Annotated in this window: 12 protein-coding genes, 1 tRNA gene, 1 pseudogene and 1 other annotated feature; of the genes and pseudogenes, 3 read left to right on the top strand and 11 right to left on the bottom strand. The window is 48.0% G+C overall.

The genetic code is table 11. The features are described from left to right. Positions 1-71 precede the first annotated feature (71 nt). Positions 72-419 (top strand): hypothetical protein, encoded by a 348-nt coding sequence (locus SF2970; RefSeq protein ID NP_708744.1) that lies wholly within the window; start codon positions 72-74, stop codon positions 417-419. A 242-nt stretch (positions 420-661) separates the two neighbouring features. Here SF2970 and SF2969 read toward each other — a convergent pair. The 3 genes and pseudogenes from SF2969 to SF2967 all read right to left on the bottom strand — a co-directional run bounded on the left by SF2969 (position 662) and on the right by SF2967 (position 6,429). Then, positions 662-1,403: pseudogene (locus tag SF2969) on the bottom strand. A 46-nt stretch (positions 1,404-1,449) separates the two neighbouring features. Continuing rightward, positions 1,450-5,307 carry a serine protease gene (gene sigA / locus SF2968; RefSeq protein ID NP_708742.1) on the bottom strand — a complete coding sequence of 1,286 codons (3,858 nt, stop codon included), beginning with the start codon at positions 5,305-5,307 and terminating at the stop codon, positions 1,450-1,452. A 360-nt stretch (positions 5,308-5,667) separates the two neighbouring features. Then, complete coding sequence (locus SF2967) at positions 5,668-6,429, bottom strand: hypothetical protein (protein NP_708741.2); 762 nt, start codon at positions 6,427-6,429, stop codon at positions 5,668-5,670. Between the two features lie 66 nt (positions 6,430-6,495). Between SF2967 and SF2967a the strand changes: the two genes are divergently transcribed. Beyond that, the gene (locus SF2967a) at positions 6,496-6,744 is read left to right on the top strand and encodes a hypothetical protein (protein ID YP_008439279.1); all 249 of its coding nucleotides are present in this window, start codon (positions 6,496-6,498) and stop codon (positions 6,742-6,744) included. Between the two features lie 678 nt (positions 6,745-7,422). After that, positions 7,423-7,638: a mobile genetic element (partial), on the bottom strand. A 139-nt stretch (positions 7,639-7,777) separates the two neighbouring features. Here the strand turns inward: SF2967a and SF2965 are convergent. The 4 genes from SF2965 to yqgA form a co-directional block, all read right to left on the bottom strand. Continuing rightward, positions 7,778-11,293: a superfamily I DNA helicase gene (locus SF2965; RefSeq protein NP_708739.1), complete on the bottom strand. Its 3,516-nt coding sequence runs from the start codon at positions 11,291-11,293 to the stop codon at positions 7,778-7,780. Positions 11,294-11,745: 452 nt separating this feature from the next. Next, a complete protein-coding gene (locus SF2964; protein ID NP_708738.1) occupies positions 11,746-13,008 on the bottom strand; it encodes a P4-type integrase in 1,263 nt (420 codons plus the stop codon). A gap of 197 nt (positions 13,009-13,205) precedes the next feature. Further along, positions 13,206-13,281, bottom strand: a tRNA-Phe gene (locus SF4507). 105 nt (positions 13,282-13,386) lie between these two features. Further along, positions 13,387-14,094: a transporter gene (gene yqgA, locus SF2963; protein ID NP_708737.1), complete on the bottom strand. Its 708-nt coding sequence runs from the start codon at positions 14,092-14,094 to the stop codon at positions 13,387-13,389. Positions 14,095-14,431: 337 nt separating this feature from the next. On the opposite strand from yqgA, the gene speC reads away from it, so the two are divergent. Further along, complete coding sequence (gene speC, locus SF2962; RefSeq protein ID NP_708736.2) at positions 14,432-16,627, top strand: ornithine decarboxylase; 2,196 nt, start codon at positions 14,432-14,434, stop codon at positions 16,625-16,627. A 48-nt stretch (positions 16,628-16,675) separates the two neighbouring features. Here speC and nupG read toward each other — a convergent pair whose 3' ends face one another. The 4 genes from nupG to mutY all read right to left on the bottom strand — a co-directional run bounded on the left by nupG (position 16,676) and on the right by mutY (position 20,633). Continuing rightward, positions 16,676-17,980, bottom strand: coding sequence for a nucleosides permease (nupG, locus tag SF2961; RefSeq protein NP_708735.1), 1,305 nt, complete (start codon positions 17,978-17,980; stop codon positions 16,676-16,678). A 153-nt stretch (positions 17,981-18,133) separates the two neighbouring features. Next, positions 18,134-19,216, bottom strand: coding sequence for a murein transglycosylase C (gene mltC, locus SF2960; protein NP_708734.1), 1,083 nt, complete (start codon positions 19,214-19,216; stop codon positions 18,134-18,136). A gap of 61 nt (positions 19,217-19,277) precedes the next feature. Then, positions 19,278-19,553, bottom strand: coding sequence for an oxidative damage protection protein (gene yggX, locus SF2959; RefSeq protein NP_708733.1), 276 nt, complete (start codon positions 19,551-19,553; stop codon positions 19,278-19,280). 27 nt (positions 19,554-19,580) lie between these two features. Then, positions 19,581-20,633 (bottom strand): A/G-specific adenine glycosylase, encoded by a 1,053-nt coding sequence (gene mutY / locus SF2958; protein NP_708732.2) that lies wholly within the window; start codon positions 20,631-20,633, stop codon positions 19,581-19,583.

Genomic DNA, 20,633 nt, shown 5'->3' with positions numbered 1-20,633 from the left:
CCACTCCCTCCATGGTGTCAGCGAAAAACGAAACCGCTGTTGAAATCCCTGGAAAGCTGGTTGCGGAAAAGATGAAGACCCAGTCGCGACACTCAGAGTTGGCGAAGGCGTTCGCGTACGCACTTAACCAGTGGCCGGCACTGACGTACTATGCGAACGATGGCTGGGTGGAAATCGACAACAACATCGCTGAAAATGCCTTGCGGGCGGTCAGTCTGGGTCGTAAAAACTTCCTGTTCTTCGGCTCTGACCATGGTGGTGAGCGGGGAGCGCTACTGTACAGCCTGATCGGGACGTGCAAACTGAATGACGTGGATCCAGAAAGCTACCTTCGCCATGTGCTTGGCGTCATAGCAGACTGGCCGGTCAACCGGGTCAGCGAACTGCTTCCGTGGCGCATAGCACTGCCAGCTGAATAACACATCCCCGTCAATACGGCCCTCGCTGTACGCTTACTCATCACCTGCTATTAATCCCCGAGTCAGTACTTCGCGGCCTGACGCGATCACCCTACTCAGTACTTCAGAGCCCGCCTCCGGTACCTGCCTGGCGATCGCCCCTGTGCAACAAAATAAATCAACCGTTATCAAACCACGATCGTTCGTATGCGCCGCCGATGACGCGCGCCTGAAAAACGCGTCAATATGAGTTCCCCGGAAGCTTACGATAATACGCTTATGAACATTACAACACGCTCATGCGGAACCTGGATGGGGGAAGGAACGGTGAAGCTGTTAGCGAATGACCGGCGTTTATACAAACGCCGGTCATGATGAATGATATTTCAGAATATACCTCGGGCTAAAATACCGGGACAGAGATCAGGCGTGATTAATCTGCAGCATTTTTAATAACAGAAGTACTGAGCTTACTTTACCTTTGATGATGTAATAGTTATTTCCGTCGGTACTCATTTTTCCCTGAAATAATGTCACGGATGTTTCTTCCTGCTGATCCTGCAGGCGCAGTCGTAAGGTCATATTTTTAATGAGCTGAGATCCGGGTGGCAAGGGGTATTTGCTGTCAGATACTGGGCGACTGAGTCTGATGTGGCGCGTATACAGCCCGTTTTCGTACAGGGTGGCCTCTGTTATGGTGTCAGTGACCAGCATGTGGGAGACAATGCTGTATTCTTTTTTAAAGCACCCACCAGAAACGGTGATTGTAATGATAATGGTCTTCTCGATCGAGATGTAAATACCCGTTTCGTTATACTGTCCGTATCGGAACCATGAGAACTCAGTTGCATTCCAGCCATGCTCCAGAATATGTGCATTTTTTTGCCTGATAGTTTCTTTTTTTATTCGCTCATGTTTAAGGCATAACAGGCAGATAAATAATGTCAGAAAAAGAAAGCTAATAATGAGAGCAAGAGCGATATAGTCTGTCACAGGGTAATACATATTCTCTCCGGTAGAAGAAGGGCCGCAAACGCGGCCCGGGCTGTTATCAGAAAGAGTAACGGAAGTTGGCGTTGATCGCGTTATCCACGTTGTATTTACCAAATGCCGATTTCTCAAACTCAAGACCGAAGCGAAGATTATCGCGAATTTCGGCGTTGAGACCAACATTCATGAGAATACGACCGTCTTTTTCACCTTTGATACGTTTCTCACCGGACGCATCACGCAGTACGGTTTCACCGTTGGCAAACAGGTCAAACTGGTAGCCAAGGCCGGCGCGGGCTGTGACTTTCCAGTCCTTACCGGAGAAGGATTTACCCACATCAACACCGGTACGCCCAATCAGCGGATTAAAGTCCTTATCCTTCATGGTCACGCTCATTCCGCGATCCTGCCAGTCGAACCGTTTACCTGATACGGCCCCATAAACCAGTTCTGCCTGCGGCTCAATCCAGGAGTCTTCTGTTACATGATAGCGGTAGCCTGCTTCAGCACCCACATACAAGGAATGAGAACTGTAGTCTTTTGTTCCGAGTCCAGCAAAGGTCGCCGAGTACTCATTATCATGGTGAACATACTTACTAATCAGGTCGATATAGGCACCAGAGTCAAATATAGCGGAAGCATACAGACCTGCCCCGACGGACTTCGTCTTGCCACTGAATGCATTACTGCTGGCATGACTGTCGGTATACGTCATAGTCAGACCAGTGAAAAGGTCAAGTCCATCCAGCTCATGTTTTTTATCCACACCAATCTGCACATGGGTGTAGTTGTCACTGTATCCACCAGAAGCTGAACCTGCTCCGCTCATGATGCGGGCCCATGCACCGGCCTCGCCATTGGTGTCACGCAGATCCCCCATTCGTTTATTCAGGTTGTTGACTTCTGTCAGGAAGGCTTTGTAATTACCGGACATATACGATTTTGCTGCACCGGAAGATGCTGTATTTTCAGCCACCTTATATCCGGTCAGGGTCCACGTGGTATGTTCCTGATCCTCTTTCGTGCTGATCACAGGAGATATGTTGCTGAAACCTATGGCCTGAGTACTGGCTTTAAATATCTCTTTATTGCTTCCTTTTGGGGCTGTTATCAGGTCAACGTTTAATCCTGAGTTATTATTTCCCACTTTCTGTATATCGACCGACAGACTGTTATTGCTTCCGGTTAACTGATTTTTAACAATGAGTTTATCCGATTGATTTACAGACTGGCTCAGATCAGCCCGCATAATCACAGCAGTATTAGTGGCATCCAGTGTGTTTACTGTCACAGTATGGAAACCCGAATTCTCTATGTTACTAAACAACAAAAGACTGTCGCGGGTTTTTAATGATTGCAGGGCTGACTGTCCGTTTACTCTCCATAAGGTGTTATACATGCTGGCTGAGGCTGCAGGAGCATCAATACCTCCGGTATAAGAAGTATCAAAGCCACCCAGCAAACCTGTAGCCAGCGGTGTGTGTGTGGTTTTGTCCAGGTTATCTTCTTTATACTGGTCAACACCAAACAGAATAGATGCTTTTTTGTCTGATTTTATATTACCATTGACCCAGGCATAATTTTGAGCCTTTAACGTGGCACCATCTTCTGTCATATTATATCCATCTGACATATAGATTGCCGGGCTGTATTTATTATTTTCTGTAGGGGTGCCTGTTAATGTCAGGGTTCCGGCCAGTTCAATAGCTTTATCTACATACATTTTTCCCTGGGCGGTAACAGTAGCTCCTTTGTTGATAATCAGGTCTGTATTAATTAAGGATAATGCACCAGTCATAGTAACAGTTGATTTATCACCAACAGTTATTTTGCTGTTTTGAGCACTCAGACTGCCGTTGAAACTACTTTCGCCTGCTGAATCCCCGGAGCGAAGCTGTTGTCTGAATCCAAAACCTTCGCCAGTAATGTTTCTTCCTGAGAACATGTCAATGTATGCAGTTTTATTTCCCAGAACAATTTGAGAGTTTTTAGCCTCTATGTGTCCTTTTACATTAGCATCCCGGCCTATACTCAGGGTTGCGTTTTCTAAATTTAATTTCCGGAAATTAAATTTACGACTTTCCCAGTCGGGCTGGGAAAAAGAGGCTATCTGATTGTTGGACTTATATTCCGTATTGTAACGTTTATTTACAGTGCTTTCCTGGTCCTTTATGGCAGCAGAATAGTCTTTTTGACATAAAAAAGGAATTGGACAGTTGTTATTGCCTTCTTTAAATATGGCATGTTCTGTCGCATGTCCTTGTAATGTTAACTGTGCATTCCGGACAGAGATATCGTTTTTGATATCGACTGAGCCATCAAAGATCAGATTGGCATTATTGTTATGTTGCTGGGTAGTATTGATAATATGATTTATGCTTATATTACCTGATACATTCCCATGGTACATATATGCATCAGTATTAGTAAGTGATAATGTTGATTGCTTCACGTTTGAGTTCGTTACGGTTGTTCCCGCATCTGTTGCTGCGATTTTCTGAAATGACTGGTCATAGCCGTTTAGATCCAGTGTTCCGCCATTTCTGGTAAAATAGATTTCGCCATTACCGCTTTCGCTTAAAGCGTCTTTGGCATTTATTTTTACCGTACCTTTACCTCCGGCCATGTAAATTTTATTGAAGGCTTTTTCAGCACTAAGGATGACAGTCCCATTACCTATTTTAAGGTTATTTCCCTGTGCTATTTTTACATCCAGAGTACCACTACCTATTTTATGCAGATTATCTCCGGCAACGCCCTTAACATTCCATTCAACGGTGGTATTATTATCAATATCTATCCCGGCACCTTTATAAGACTTATCTTTTCCGTACACTTTATATGTCTGGTTCTTATCGAATATAAGCCCGCCAATGCCAAGATCGGTATCCTGCTTGAGCGTTAATACCCCTCCTCCTGAGACAGACAGGTCCTTATCTTTTATAATCGATGATAACTCTTGTTTTTTACCATCCAGCTGCATAGTGTTTGTGAAATTCTTTTTTAAATTGTTTACCAGAATATTATTAAATAACGAGTAGTTTGTCCAGGCTATATTGGTACTACTGATAAAACCAACTGTACTGGTAACACCATGGAAAACCCATTTTTGTTGTTCTTTATCATATAGATAAGAACCAGAACCACTATCGCCAAAAATTGGTGAGTTTTTAAAAGGGGTTCTGTTGGTATAAATGTAACTCTTGTTTTTCCAGTCCAGATTAAAAAGACTTGCGCTTAACAAGTCGGGATTATAGTTTTGTCCAAACAGATATTGTTTGCCGTTTAATATCGTTGAGGTTGTTCCGGCACCTGCTCTGAAGCCAATTATTTGTTCCTTACCGTTGTAGTTTACGCCATATCTTTTCATCGCATCTTCGGGAGAAAGTGAGAAGTCGGCACTCTCCGTAACCCCTGTTGTTTCCACGACGAATTTATTCAGACGATGAACCGAAAAGTCGCCAGATGATACTCTGTTACTTGCTTTATATGCTGTCTGATCCCATGACTGTGTTGTTATTGCATGATGCTGTGTACCGTTATGAGTCGCAGTAACACTGTACGCACCTCCAATTGATGTTGTTGCACCTTTGTTGGAAACAGCAGAAAAATCAGGTACAGGTAGTTCTGGAAAATGAAATATCTTTCCATCTTTCATCATTAATTGAACATTTGTTGCACCCGGTCTGAACTCTCCTCTGTTTTGAGCAAGGTCAAGATAATCGCGGGTCCATATATTATTTATATCCAGCATTGCTGCAAATGCTGTTTCGCCATAACTTCCATATATTGAGGATAAAATAATACCGAGGATAACTTTCTTTCTTGATGTACCGACACTAACTTTCCGGGTCAGTTCAGAAACAGCAACTAATCCACCTGTAATATGACTATATTTCAGTGAATAAATTTTATTCATACGTGAACTCCGATATTTCTGAGTTGTGGTTATGGGATAGCATTTAATTACAACGGGGAACTATCAGTCATGGTACGTAACTGATAAGGGTATAATGATAATCACTGTCAGTTATATTTGTATGACAGATGTAACAAAATGAAAAAAAAGATAAGCACAAGTGATTGATTGGTTAGATATTGATCACTTGGTGTTTGTATTTTGAATTTTGCGATCAAAATTTGATCTTTGTTGTTTCCGGTCAATCCTTTACAGGTTTTCTGTATTATCCGGGGGAGTTAAGTCTGTCGATGTCCGACAGACTTTTGATGATGGAAACAACATGCAGCGATAATGTGCATGCTGTTTTGCAGGTGGAACTCAGAAGGTGAACTGGAACTGTGCGACCGCACCGTAAGTGTTGTCCGTGCCGATCAGGCCTGCAACATCAAGGTGAACCACATCAAACGGTGAGATCCCCACCCCGGCCGTGAATGCACTGCCGTCGTTACCGGCCAGATTCTGACGGTAACCGGCGCGCAGCTGTGCCCATTTCCAGGCATTAAATTCTGTGCCAATGGCGGCAAACTGACGGTTGCTGTCGGAGGTGAAACCGCTGGCCGGGGTCAGATCCACATCAAATGCAGTGGTGAACATCGCGTTGTGCCAGGAGACACCGGCCGTCACCTGCGGGCGGATCCTGAAGGTTTCCGTGATACCGTTCACTTCTTTTGTCTCAATACTACGGGAGATCAGGTTCTGTGCGACCAGTCCCAGCGTCCAGTTGTCATCCAGGTCCGTACTGGCACCGATGTCGGCGTTGATGCCATTTTTCGTGTTGTGGTAGCGGTCGCCTTTGAAGGCGCTGCTGTCATAATTTCTGACCAGCACGTTGTAGTTGAACAGGTCGACGCGCTGGAATTTGGGGGGGAAGCCCAGAGACCATTTCTGCCCGGCCGTTTCCAGTTCCGTAGCCAGAGCAATACCCACATCAGTGATCAGTGCCGTGCGGGCACAGGCCTGTGATGTCAGGCGGCTTTTGTCCACCTCCTGCCCGGTGCTGTTTGCCACCTCTTCCAGGTAAGTGAGGTCAGCATCAGAGACTTTACCGTCGACACTGACGGTGCCGTGTGATTTAACCATCAGTGCGGCAGAGAGGCGATCACCGGGAAGGGCCGCCACAGCAGAAACGCCCAGCTGTGCGGCGGCATGTGTGTTACGGAAGTCCCGGAGGTGTTCTTTCAGGCGTGCGGCAGCCTCAGGAACACCGTGGTTACTTTCGATGGCGCGGTCGAAGGCCTTCCACTCATCACTGATCCGGTCGGCGTTGTCGGTGATATTATCCGGATTGGAGAGCTGCGCGCCGACGGACGGAAGCAGGATGCTGGGCTCATGCGCGACGCAAAATCCACGATGTATATATCAGTACTAAAAGCGCGACGGCGGAAGAAGCTCTGAAACTAATCGGTGAACTGTACGCCATAGAGCACGATATACGCGGGTTACCGGTGTCTGAACGCCTGGCGGTCAGGCAAATGCAGAGTAGACCGCTCCTGACTTCCCTGTATAAGCTGATGCAGGAGAAAGAACACACGTTATCGAAGAAATGTCGTCTGGGAGATGCGTTCCGGTATATCAGGAAGCACTGGGCTGCGTTGTGCAACTTCTGTGATGATGGCCTGGCTGAGGTAGATAATAATGCAGCAGAAAGAGCGCTTCGTGCAGTCTGTCTCGGGAAGAAAACTTTTTCGAGGATCACTCATTCCGTGTCTGACTGCTTCAGGGTTTAATTTTGCTTCTGCTGACTGAATGATGATTGGGCAGCAAGTGCAATATCCCACATAAATCCAGTCAACTCACGAGCCACCGCCGTAATGGCTACTTGTGATTTTTTCCCTTTTGCTGTCAGAGTTCGGTAACGAGAACACAATCGTTGTTGAGCTTTCCATGCAATATCTTTGGAATATTGTGTTACAGAGTCCGGTCGGTAATATATAAGCCATGCTCCAACTTTTGCAGGTGTACGATAAGACCAGGCGGCTTCGTAAAGCAGACGTCTCAGTTCGCTGTTTCCAACTTTTGTTATTCCTCTGGGACGAATACTGTTTCCACTGGAATATTCACCTGGCACCAGTCTGAGGTGTACTGGCAATAGCGGACACTACCATTTGTTCTTTTTTTAAGCAGCCATCTGATGATATTTTTCCCTGAAGGCTGCCGGGGAGATATTCCCCAGACGAGAGTGACGACGCTGACGATTGTAGAAAATCTCAATGTATTCCCGTATTACTGAGATGGCTTCATCCCGGTTATTAAAACGATAGTGGCTCAGGCTCTCATTTTTCAGCGTTCTGAGCCTCTGATTCTTCCGGACAGAAGATAATCATGTCGGTATGAATGTTATAATTAAGGACTGTGCAATAATAGCCATTCCATTCAGCCATCTTACGCTCGAAAACGATCGGTAAGCTGGCTACTCACCATTCCTGCTCTAAACCTGACGCCTCTCAAGACTATTATAAATAGCCTCAATCTCACCCTTCAGGTTATCACCGCAATAAACCATTGATGTATCGTATCGTTCATATCGCGCTTCCCGTGTCGCACTAAACCAGTTGAACGATCCCACACACAGCAAACCATCATCACCAATAACAATTTTGCTATGAACACGGTTTACCAGCTTTGTAGCAATACCCAGCGCATTCAGTTTCTCCAGCGCCGCTTTAAAGTTCTGCTGCTTCTCTTTTCGCTTCTCAAAATCATTATGTTCAGTGTTGTAGCTTCTGTCAGTGACTATCGTGACGTTAATTCCACGTGAACACGCCGCAATCATGGAATCAAGAAAACCGGTTTGCTCCAGCCTTTGCCAGGTCAGCCATGGAGAAATTATCGTGATGTGTTTACTGGTATTTTCAAATGTCTGATTCAGGAAATTATCATGTTGCTCCACACCATGAAGTGTGTAGATTTTGGTCCCGGCGGTTTTTAAATCCTTACGCTCTTTATAATCAAAAGAGAGCGCATTCTTCTCTGACTCAAAGAGGTATTTTGCCAGTAATCCCCGTGGCGATGAGGCTGGCTGGACCTCAAACAGGTCCATATCGCCGAAGACCAGAAAACTGTCCTTCGCACGGGAGACTGCAACATTCAGCATGCTGTTATCGCTATCAATAAACCCGCCGTCTTCATGTTTTGAATAGACTGGCGAGAATATCACAATCGCTCTTTCCGCTCCCTGAAGAGAGTGCACGGTGCCCACTGTGAGCGACTTTTCATTCGTGCCTGTACTGATATCTTGTTTGCCCAGCACCTGTTTGATAGTGGATACCTGAGCGCTAAAAGGCGTCACAATACCGACAACTTCATGAAGCGATTTACCGTAATGCGCTTCAATATTTTGCTGGTTCTCTGCCAACCAGACCGCTATCGTTTCAGCCTCAAGCAAATTATATCGACTTCCACTACTTGCCAGCTCTCCTTTACCATCAATATGGAGATACCCCATTGCGGGCATTAAATTGCTCTCTTCACGCCCTCTTTTAGGCAACAACTTACCGTGATAGCAGAGCGTATTACAGTATCCAATAATATTGTCGTAGCACCGGCGGTGTTCATATAGGTACATACCACGAGCCAGTTCGGGATCATATTGATAGCGCGAAGCAAACTGCGCTATTTTCATAACGCTGCCAGATGCGGCACTTTTACCAAGGTCTGCGATTGCCGTATATTTCTCGGTAATCTCTTCTTGCGTACTGCCAGACAGAATTTTTTCCGCCAGCATGTTACCGACATCAATCGCAGGAGCAATACTCCATATTGGCGGGATCTGCTCCGTATCGCCAATCACTAATGCCTTCTTAGCTAATGCAAACGAGGCAGCAGCCACTTCAGGAAGCACCTGCCCGGCTTCATCGACAATGAGTAAATCGGCAAAATCATACAAATAACTTTTCTCGAATTTACGTTGTCCTTTGTGCTCACTTATCTGCATATTACCGGGCAGCATATAGCATGTCATCACCACACATGGCGTGAGTTTCATTCGACGTTGCCAACGGGCGGTTACCCCTTTAGCACCTTTTTTCTTCTTCTCGTCCTGCAGATCATCAATGCTGGCCATATCCATCAGCCAACGACCTTCCCAGTAGTGAGTCGTCAGTAAAAATGCAGGGAAGCGAATCTGCGTATCAGCCAGTTCATCGGCCTGTGAGAAGCTCAGTTCCTCGTCGCCCTCATACCCTAAATCAAATGCCAGCCTCTGCCACTCCTGAACCGCCTGCTGTTCTTTAAGAACGATTTCATGGGCGGAGTCAATCTGCTGCCGGTATGTTGTTTGCTCGCGCTCAGCGGAATTGAGCAGCCCATCAATATTACGTTCGATAGTTTCAGGATCAGACCACTGATTTCCTGCAATCAGCGCGCCTAATTTATCTTCGAGAAACAGCTGTATTTGGTACTGTCGCTTATTGCGAACCGCCGGGAGCCAGGAAAATAATGAATAGATCAGTGATTCACCGGCGCGATATTTTTTCCATTCCGTTTTAGCACTCTTCAGTAGAGTGACTTTTTGTTCTTGTCCGGAAAGTAATTTATTTAAATTATCGAGATATTGCTCAATATCATTAGCAATAAGCTCACGCGCAGCCCGAATCTGGCTTAACGTTTGCCATGTTGCGTTCAGTCTTATCAGTTGCTCAGATTTTGCTGCCAACTGACCATGCAAGAGTTCAATGACCTTTTCAGGGGATGAACACTCTTTTCCAGGAAAGGCTGCCTTAGCCTTTTCCAGATAAAACAGCAGTGCATCCTCTACATACTCTTTTGACTCAACCTGGTTGAAGAAATCTTCAGTTTGATATTTTTTGGCTGCCTCAGCTTTACGACTGCTTGAGGGAAAATAAGCACCGAAGCTTTTCAGCTCTGGCAACCATCGCCCGGCCATCGCACCTGAACCTTGCGAAAAGTCTTTCCCGAATGCCTCAATAATGTTCGTTACAGCCTGGTTATTCGTTGAAGTCGCGATAATAACCGGAGGCTCAGATTTTTCGAGAGCCGCTCTGGCCCACTGCGTGGCGATGATAGAAAGCACCAGCGTGGTTTTTCCGGTTCCCGGAGGGCCATTAACAGCAAGGATATCGCCATGTCTTGCATCCAGAAAATGGCTTAAGGCATCGCGCTGAGCCTTTGCCAGCGGAAACTTATCTCCGGAGTGTCCAAGCCTGTCGCTGAATTTTGCTCCTGGGGCCAGCAAAGACTCTGCAGCATGAACCTCTCGCGAGGCGAAGCGATTGAAGAGCGGCACATCCTTATTGCAAACAAGCAGGTGATCATAAAGAGAAAGGATATGGGAACTGGCACCGCCAGATTGAGCCGTTTTAACAATATAACCGTGCTCAGCGAGTTCATATTGCTCAGGTTTTTCAATCCAGTCGCCGGCAACGCTCTTCAGTAGCCTCTCTGAGTCATACAGATATTGACGCCACTCCTGCTGCAAGGCGGCATATCGTGCTTCCCGTTCTTCATCCGTTTCGGCAGTCTTATCAACGCTGTCATCAAAGTTGATAGAGAACGTGGTATGGGTCGTCTTGTATTTGTCATACTGCCCAATCTCACCAATCGAAAATGCTCCTTTTGGCAAAGGTTCAAGCAGGTCTCTGGGAATGGAGGTCGCTGGCGTCGGATATAAAAAACCCTCACGGCTTAGCAAGGCTGGCGTCACTATCGGGGTAACAATATCAGGCGCGCCTGCGGAACGGTCCTTACCATGCTGCAGTAACCGGAAATAAACTTTTGGGCGCAAGATGACATCGACCGTTTCGACATCGTCTTTTTCTCCCTCAAAAAATTTACTGACAATCGCTTCGTCAAGACGTCCCGCCGCTATCCCATGCCAGTGAGTGAAATTTTGGGCGTCTTTCCGTTTAAAACTGCCCTTTCCTGACTCAGCATCCGCAAGCGAGTTGCGCCAGTATGAGGCAAACCCTAAAGCATTTTCATCCATTACCAGTCCTGTGACTCAATGAAATCCATTGATTTATCGAATATAAAATCACCGTATGGACAGCTATTGTCCATATTGAAAAAGTTGGATGCAATGTTTTGTTTATAATTCGATATCAAATGAACTGGTTGTACAAGGTTCAGAACACAAGCTCATTAAACAGTACGTCAGGACTATTGATTTCATAACAGTGAATACATTTTTTACCGTTTATAATAACTACCTGTGTTGGACGGGGATACCAGAGCAGCCGAAAACACCGGGGGTTATTACCTGCTCTCATGGAAACCATATATTCCTGGTGCTAATCACAGTCATAAATAGCCTGAAGAACGTGACGAAGGGACTTTAATGGAAGCCGGAGTAACTTGTCAGAAACATCAATCTTCGTCATCATTTACAAAGAAAAATAATTAGTTAAAGCAGTCCGGGCTGATTGCCCGGACTGCTTACTATTTTAATGGATTGTTAATCTTTGCATATTCAAACGGGCTGATACCCTTCTCCCGGTTCGCATCTAGAAAATCGGCCCACCATTGCAACATCAGTCGCCGTTCTTCCAGATGTTCTGCTTTATGGATATACGCAGCACGTACACCATTACGCTCCTGATGGCTCATCTGACGTTCCACAGCATCGCGGGACCACAAACCTGATTCAATCAATGCACTGCACGCCATCGCCCGGAATCCATGGCCACAGACTTCCTGGGTTGTGTCATACCCCATCACCCTCAGGGCTTTATTTACAGTATTTTCACTGATTGGTTTACGCGGGTCATGTGCACCCGTAAAGATCAGACCATTTTCACCAGCCCATGTCTGAAGTTCTGCCAGTATGGCTACAACCTGTTTGCTGAGTGGCACAAGATGTGGTGTTCGCATCTTGGATCCCCGGTGTGAGAATTTTACGCCTGGCAGAGGTTCGCGTTCGGCTGGAATAGTCCACATGGAATTGTCAATATCAATTTCCGACCAGCGGGCATATCTGAGTTCACTGGAACGAATAAAAACCAGTAAATTCAGCATAACTGCCAGTCGGGTGACAGGCTGGCCTTTATAACCGTCAATACGCGACAGAAGTTCAGGCAGGCGTGAAAGCTCCAGAGCAGGGCGATGCTGGCGTTTTACCGTGGTCAATGCACCAGCCATATCCAGAGCCGGGTTATATCTGATGATGCCAGACTGTACGGCGTAACGCATTACAGCAGATATTCTTTGCTGCAGACGACTGGCGATTTCATAAATTTGTTTTGCTTCTGCAGCACGAACAGGGATAAGCAGGTCCGGGGTATTGAGTGTTGTGATATCCCGGTTGCCGATAAAGGGGAAAACGTGTGTCTCGAGGCTTTTGAGTACTTTATCGCTGTGTGATTGTGCCCATTGTTTATTACTGGCATGCCAGCGTCGTGCAATATGTTCAAAAGAGAGCTGTAAATCAGGGACAACTTTTTTAACTCTTTTCTGTTCGCAAGGGTCAATCCCCTCTGAAATCAGTTTTCGGGCCTCATCCCGTTTTGTACGAGCTTCGGAGAGAGAAACTTCTGGATACACACCAAGTGCCAGAGTCTTCTCCTTACCCAGAATACGATAACGGAGACGCCAGTAACGGGAACCATTAGGATGAACCAGCAGGAACATGCCGGCCCCGTCAGTGAGTTTATAAGCCTTGTCAGTGGGCTTTGCAGCCCGGATTTTTGCGTCAGTCAGTGCCATAGTTCAGCCTTCTGAATGCGTTAAAGAGGGTACAAATTCTGTCGAACTGGGGTATACCCGCAATTATACCCACACAATGGGGTTGATGTGGGGGGAATCTGGTTGAGTTCGGTAGAATTGATTTGGAGGAAGAACACTTAAATCATGGTGTTCTGAAACGAAAAACGGACCTCCGTGGAGGTCCGTTGATATGAATTTGGTGCCCGGACTCGGAATCGAACCAAGGACACGGGGATTTTCAATCCCCTGCTCTACCGACTGAGCTATCCGGGCAACGGGGCGCATTAAACCTGATTCGCCTCGTCTCGTCAATCAAATTTCTTCAATTTACTGCAGACTGCACAATCTATCATCACTTTGCCGCTATTGCACGCATTGTCAGGCAAACCAGGCGGTCCAGGCGGCGGAAAGCGGCATTGCCAGAAGGAGTGCTGGAAGCATGTTGACCACCGGGAACATTTTAATGCCACAGATGCGTAATCCGGTTGCCAGCAGCAATAAACCGCCTACGGCGCTGAAGTCTGCCATCATCGACGGTGTGATCAGCGGTAATATCAGCGCGGCAGCCCACGCCAGCGTTAACTGGATGATCAGTAATGGGATACTAATTACCGACACCGCAATACCCAGCGAGCAGGCGAAGATCATCGCCGTAAAGAAATCAAGAAATGACTTGGCGATTAAAATACTCGGATCGCCGGTCATCCCTTCGTTCATCGCCCCGAAGATCCCGGTGCCGCTGGCGCAAAACAGGACAATAATCGCGACATAATTCTGAATAAAAGATTCATGCGCTGGCTTCTTACGTGAGTGACGAAACAGATTTTGTGCTTTGGCGACTGCTGTATTGACACCTTTCTCCAGCAAACAAATTTCGCCAATTAGAGCGCCAAGTAGCGTAGCTAAAACCATCGCTGGAAGGTTGGCGCATTTCACAACCAGTAAAATACCAATCCCCAGCGATGCCAGACCAAAAATAGATGTCATGGAGACGCGGATACGTTCCGGTAAGCGTTGGCTGAGCAGTGCGCCGAGAACGCCACCCAGTAAGACTGCACTAGCGTTGATAAAAGGGCCGATGACCACAAGAGTTCCTGTTAGCTGTATTGTTTGATTTTCTTATTATGAACTTTTTGCCTTGTTGATGGCTTGTCTGGTCGCAAAGTCCTGGCTTGCACGCCTTAGCGAAAGGTGCCATGATTGCGCGAATTTTCTCCTCTCTGTACGGAGTTTGCCCGATGCACGCCATCTCCTTACATTCTCTCGCTTATCGCCGTTTCGCGCGAAACGTTTCCCTTTCTATGTTACTGCTCATGCGGTGAAGTTAACGCACGCTCACTGCAGGACAACAGTAAAATCAGAGCGTTTCTGCTTTTACTGATGTCTGGCGGTCGGAGCTGGTGACCAGTTTGACCCATATCTCATGGGGCAGGGTTTTCCACCTTGTCCGGTATTCTTACTTCCCCGAAACGGGTTTGCGCTTATGAAATCAATGAATATTGCCGCCAGTAGTGAACTGGTATCCCGACTTTCTTCTCATCGCCGCGTGGTGGCGTTGGGAGATACTGATTTTACGGACGTCGCGGCAGTCGTCATTACCGCTGCGGATAGTCGCAGTGGCATTCTTGCGTTGCTTAAGCGCACCGGTTTTCATCTACCGGTGTTTTTGTATTCCGAACATGCTGTTGAATTACCTGCGGGCGTTACGGCGGTAATCAACGGCAACGAGCAGCAGTGGCTGGAGCTGGAATCCGCAGCCTGTCAGTATGAAGAGAATTTGCTGCCACCGTTTTATGACACGCTGACGCAGTACGTTGAGATGGGCAACAGCACCTTTGCTTGCCCTGGACATCAACATGGTGCGTTCTTTAAAAAGCATCCTGCCGGACGCCATTTTTACGATTTCTTTGGTGAGAACGTCTTTCGCGCCGATATGTGTAACGCTGACGTAAAATTGGGCGATCTGCTTATTCATGAAGGATCGGCGAAAGATGCGCAGAAATTCGCAGCCAAAGTCTTTCATGCCGATAAAACCTATTTTGTGCTGAACGGCACATCGGCAGCGAATAAAGTGGTGACGAATGCGCTGTTAACGCGTGGCGATCTGGTGCTCTTCGACCGTAACAACCATAAGTCGAATCATCACGGCGCGCTGATTCAGGCGGGGACGACGCCGGTCTATCTGGAAGCTTCACGTAACCCGTTTGGTTTCATTGGCGGTATTGATGCGCACTGTTTTAATGAAGAGTATCTGCGCCAGCAAATTCGCGACGTTGCGCCAGAAAAAGCCGACCTGCCGCGCCCGTTTCGCCTGACGATTATTCAGCTGGGAACCTATGACGGCACTGTCTATAACGCCCGTCAGGTGATCGATACCATTGGGCATCTGTGTGATTACATTCTGTTTGATTCCGCGTGGGTCGGTTACGAACAGTTTATCTCGATGATGGCGGATAGCTCGCCGCTGCTGTTAGAACTTAACGAAAACGATCCGGGGATTTTTGTGACCCAGTTGGTGCACAAACAGCAGGCTGGATTCTCACAGACGTCGCAGATCCATAAAAAAGATAACCATATCCGCGGACAGGCGCGTTTTTGCCCGCATAAGCGGTTGAATAACGCCTTTATGCTCCATGCTTCTACCAGCCCTTTCTATCCGCTGTTTGCTGCACTGGATGTTAACGCCAAAATTCATGAAGGGGAGAGTGGGCGTCGGCTGTGGGCTGAGTGCGTTGAGTTGGGTATTGAGTCGCGCAAGGCTATTCTTGCGCGCTGTAAGCTGTTCCGCCCGTTTATCCCGCCCGTTGTTGATGGCAAATTGTGGCAGGATTATCCGACATCAGTGTTAGCCAGCGACCGCCGTTTTTTCAGTTTTGAGCCGGGGGCGAAGTGGCACGGCTTTGAAGGATATGCCGCGGATCAGTATTTTGTTGATCCGTGCAAGCTGTTACTCACTACACCAGGTATCAATGCCGAAACCGGCGAATATAGCGACTTTGGCGTTCCGGCGACGATTCTGGCGCACTATCTGCGTGAGAACGGCATTGTGCCGGAGAAGTGCGATCTCAACTCCATTCTGTTCTTATTAACTCCGGCGGAAAGCCACGAGAAGCTGGCACAACTGGTGGCGATGCTGGCGCAATTTGAACAGCATATTGAGGATGACTCGTCGCTGGCTGAGGTGTTGCCGAGCGTTTATAACAAATATCCGGTGCGCTATCGCGACTACACCCTGCGCCAGTTGTGTCAGGAGATGCACGATCTGTATGTCAGTTTCGACGTCAAAGACCTACAAAAAGCGATGTTCCGCCAGCAGAGTTTCCCGTCAGTGGTGATGAACCCCCAGGATGCGCATAGCGCTTATATTCGCGGTGAAGTGGAGTTGGTGCGGATTCGTGATGCCGAAGGGCGAATTGCGGCAGAAGGGGCGTTGCCTTATCCACCTGGCGTGCTTTGCGTGGTACCCGGGGAAGTCTGGGGTGGGGCGGTTCAACGTTATTTCCTTGCGCTGGAAGAAGGCGTGAATTTGTTGCCGGGATTTTCGCCGGAGTTGCAAGGTGTCTATAGCGAAACCGATGCGGATGGCATGAAACGATTGTACGGTTATGTGTTGAAGTAAGAATAAAAAAACGGGTCACCTTCTGGCGACCCGTTTTTCTTTGCGTAATTAGTGGCTAACCGTCTGTGTGCCTGTCGGGACACGAACGTGTTTATATTTGAACATCGCCATGAACGCGAAGGCCAGAACCACGGAATAACCAGCGAAAATCAACCATACGGTCTGCCAGTCGGTAATGCCGTTTTGGGTGTACATCTCAACAACTTTACCGCTCACGATGCCGCCGAGGATACAGCCGAAGCCGTTAGTCATCATCAGGAACATCCCTTGTGCACTGGCGCGAATTGCCGGGCTAACTTCTTTTTCGACAAACACCGAACCAGAGATGTTGAAGAAGTCGAATGCGCAACCGTAAACGATCATCGACAGTACCAGCAGTACAGTACCGAACGGAGTCGGGTCGCCGTAAGCAAACAGCGCAAAACGCAGGATCCACGCCACAATACTGATCATCATTACGTTCTTAATACCGTAGCGGCTTAAGAAGAACGGGATGGTCAGAATGAACAGGGTTTCAGAGATCTGCGAAATCGACATGATGATTGACGCATGCTGCACGATGAAGCTGCTGGCAAACATCGGATCTTTGTCGAAGCTGTGCAGGAAGGTATTACCGAACATGTTGGTAATCTGCAGTTCCGCGCCCAGCAGCATTGAGAAGATGAAGAAGATTGCCATACGCTTGTTTTTAAACAGCGCGAATGCATCGAGGCCCAGCAGGGTTGTCCAGCTCTGATTCGCTTGCTGTTTAGCAACCGGAATATGCGGCAGAGTCAGGGTAAACAGAACCAGAATGGCGGAAAGTGCTGCGCCAATATACAGCTGCATGTGGCTTAATTCGAAGCCAGACAGGCTCACCACCCACATTGCCATGATAAAGCCGATGGTGCCCCAGATACGGATTGGCGGGAAGTCAGTAACGATATCCATCCCGGCATTTTGCAGGCGATAGTAAGAGATGGTGTTGATTAACCCAAGCGTTGGCATATAAGCAAACGAGTTAATCAATATCACAAGGAACATCGCTTCCGGCGTCGTGACCTGTGCCGCCATGAACAGCGTGATAGCGCCAATGGTGTGGCAAATGGCATATACCCATTTCGCACTTAACCATTTGTCGGCCACAATCCCCAGCAGCGCAGGCATAAATACCGCGGCGATACCCAGTGAGCTATAAACTGCGCCAATAGAAGCACCGTCAAACTTCAGGGTAACAAACATATAGGAGCCGAGGGTCGTCAGCCAACTTCCCCACAGACAGAACTGCAGAAAAGAGAGGATTTTCAGCTGCAGCTTAAGATTCATGTTAATTTCCTCACATCGTGATGCGGATGAGTGTTTGAAAAAGCACATTTGACCGTGCGAGATGATGGGATTCTATCAACTTCGCGGACTGGTTTTTTGTTACCTGTGGCAAATAATTGCAAACATTCCCAATTTGCAAAACGAAATTGTGATGTGGATAACATTTTTGCCCCTGAGCATCGTCAGGGGCGGTTAATGGAATTATCGGCGGCGGTAGGATTTTTGCGCGGTATTCACTTTATAAAGATAACGGCGAGATTCCGCAGAGGGATGGCGGGTCGTCAGCGTCTGATAAACATCGCCCGGCGTCATGGTGTTAATAATATTGGCAGCCTGAATCTTATCATTCGAAAAGACTCGCAGCACGCTGCCTGCGCCGCCGTTATAGGCGGTGATGACGGCATAACGCCGCGATGTTGGGTTATCAATTCCGCCGAGATAAACATTGTTCAGCATCGCCAGATACGCGGTGCCGGTATCAATATTGCTGGCAGGATCAAACAAGAAACTGCGGCTCGGCGTGCCGGATTTCCCCTGCGAGCGGAACACATCTTTCCCGGCAGTATTTTGTACCACCTGCATTAATCCCAGCGCATCGGAACGGCTGACCGCATACGGGTTAAAGGAAGATTCAGTCTGCATAATTGCCAGAATCAGCGACTCATCAACGCCATATTTCCGTGACGCCTGGCGGACCATGCCGAGATATTTGTGCGCACGTTTATCAAGGTGGTTCGGCACCATGTTAATGGTGACGCTGTAGATGATACGTAGCCCGTTGCTGCGGCTTTTCAGACGGTTTTTCAGCAGATAATCCGCGAAGTTGCTTGCGCGACCTTCCCAGCGAATCGGCTGCCCGGTGTTGTCCACCACCTGACCGTAAAGGAAAGGTTCTTTCGAAATTGTAATATCATCAACGTCGGAATAGAGATCGACCGAACTCGGATCGTCACCCATCAGCAACGTTTTGATAATTGCCCGGCGCAAATGCGCGGCAGGTTCTGTCCCGGCGATGGTTTCGATAGTAATCGTACCGTCATCGAAGTTGATGTGGCTGCGGGTCTGATATTGATCGGTGTATTTCACGTAGTCCTTAGGACCGGCGATCACCACCTCTTTGAAGCCCCAGATGTTCTCAATATTGTGGGCAAATTGCCCCATCAGAATATCAAAACCGTTGGTATCTTTGACCCAGGCTTCGTTATAGGTATCGCCTTTTTTGGTCGTCGAACAGGAGATGAGCAACGGCGCAATCAAAGCCAGCGCGAGATATTTTTTCATCATTCCGGGTGCGTGTTGTGTTTGTTTTTATGCAAGCTGCCGGAGGCGTGCTCCGGCACTGTTTTTATTTTTTATCTTCCGGCGTATAGCCCTCGATATGCACCTCTTTACCCTCGAACAGGAAGTTGACCATCTCCTGCTCCAGCAGCTTGCGGTGCTCGGCATTCATCATGTTGAGTTTCTTTTCATTAATCAGCATGGTTTGTTTGTGCTGCCACTGCGCCCAGGCTTCTTTGGAGATCTCGTTATAGATGCGTTTTCCCAGCTCGCCGGGGTACAGCTGAAAATCCTGACCTTCTGCTTCACGTTGCAGGAAAGTACAAAAAATCGTTCTGCTCATAAATCATCCTCTTTATCGACTCACGCGCTAAACCGGCGCGCCAGTGCGTAACTGCTGTAACAAACGCTCCACGGGAGCCGCCAGGCCAACTGACGGCGGTTGCGCTAAGTTATACCAGAGCGCATTGCCTTCATCCATGCAGCCGGTGAATGACGACACGGGAAGCCACATAGGCACAATATCTAAGTGGAAATGGCTGAAGGTATGGCGAAACGCGGTCAGTTGCGTCAGGTTATCGGCAGCAATCTGCCGTTGTGCCAGCCAATGCCGCAAACTTTCTTCGTCGGCAAACTGCGGGAAACAGTATAAACCGCCCCACAATCCGCTCGGCGGACGCTGCGCCAGCAATACTTCATCTTCGTGCTGTAACAGGAGAAAGTAGCCGGTGCGCTCCGGCAGCGTCTGTTTCGGTTTTTTGCCCGGATAAAGCGACCAGCTATTGTTGGTGGCGGCAATACATCCGTTTTGTAGCGGACAGAGCGAACATTTCGGCTTCGAACGCGTGCAAATCATCGCGCCCAAATCCATCATCGCCTGATTAAACCGTTCCACGCCGACCGCGGGCGTCACCTGCTCGCTCAAACTCCATAGTTTATTCTCGACCTCTTTTTTCCCAGGCCAGCCGCTTACAGCATAGCAGCGCGCCAGCACGCGTTTGACGTTACCGTCGAGAATCGGAAAGTGCTTACCCAGAGAAAGCGAGAGAATCGCGCCTGCGGTGGAACGCCCGACGCCCGGTAACGCCGCGACTTCTTCAAAGGTTTCCGGGAATTTACCACCGTGTAAGGTCGCCACTTGTTGTGCCGCTTTATGCAGGTTGCGCGCGCGGGCGTAATAGCCAAGCCCGGTCCACAAGTGGAGAACTTCGTCGAGCGGCGCATTGGCGAGATCGGTCACCGTCGGGAAGTGCGCCATAAAGCGTTCAAAATAGGGGATAACGGTCGCAACCTGAGTTTGTTGCAACATCACTTCTGAGAGCCATACTTTGTAGGGCGTCTTGTCAATTTGCCAGGGCAGCGTTTTCCGCCCGTATTTATCGTACCAGTCCAGAACCTGGGCTGAAAATTGCGACGCTTGCAT

Source organism: Shigella flexneri 2a str. 301, assembly GCF_000006925.2.
Lineage (GTDB): Bacteria > Pseudomonadota > Gammaproteobacteria > Enterobacterales > Enterobacteriaceae > ECMA0423.
Note: the sequence above shows the minus strand (reverse complement) of the source record. Positions and strands in the feature narration are given on the sequence as shown.

What these genes read in the sequence shown, in the direction of transcription:
- SF2964 (NP_708738.1), bottom strand. Translation starts at nt 13,008, where the DNA reads ATGGCACTGACTGACGCAAAAATCCGGGCTGCAAAGCCCACTGACAAG.
- SF2965 (NP_708739.1), bottom strand. Translation starts at nt 11,293, where the DNA reads ATGGATGAAAATGCTTTAGGGTTTGCCTCATACTGGCGCAACTCGCTT.
- SF2967a (YP_008439279.1), top strand. Translation starts at nt 6,496, where the DNA reads ATGTGTGTTACGGAAGTCCCGGAGGTGTTCTTTCAGGCGTGCGGCAGC.
- yggX (NP_708733.1), bottom strand. Translation starts at nt 19,553, where the DNA reads ATGAGCAGAACGATTTTTTGTACTTTCCTGCAACGTGAAGCAGAAGGT.
- sigA (NP_708742.1), bottom strand. Translation starts at nt 5,307, where the DNA reads ATGAATAAAATTTATTCACTGAAATATAGTCATATTACAGGTGGATTA.
- speC (NP_708736.2), top strand. Translation starts at nt 14,432, where the DNA reads ATGGGGCAGGGTTTTCCACCTTGTCCGGTATTCTTACTTCCCCGAAAC.
- mltC (NP_708734.1), bottom strand. Translation starts at nt 19,216, where the DNA reads ATGATGAAAAAATATCTCGCGCTGGCTTTGATTGCGCCGTTGCTCATC.
- SF2970 (NP_708744.1), top strand. Translation starts at nt 72, where the DNA reads ATGAAGACCCAGTCGCGACACTCAGAGTTGGCGAAGGCGTTCGCGTAC.
- mutY (NP_708732.2), bottom strand. Translation starts at nt 20,633, where the DNA reads ATGCAAGCGTCGCAATTTTCAGCCCAGGTTCTGGACTGGTACGATAAA.
- nupG (NP_708735.1), bottom strand. Translation starts at nt 17,980, where the DNA reads ATGTGCTTTTTCAAACACTCATCCGCATCACGATGTGAGGAAATTAAC.
- SF2967 (NP_708741.2), bottom strand. Translation starts at nt 6,429, where the DNA reads ATGGTTAAATCACACGGCACCGTCAGTGTCGACGGTAAAGTCTCTGAT.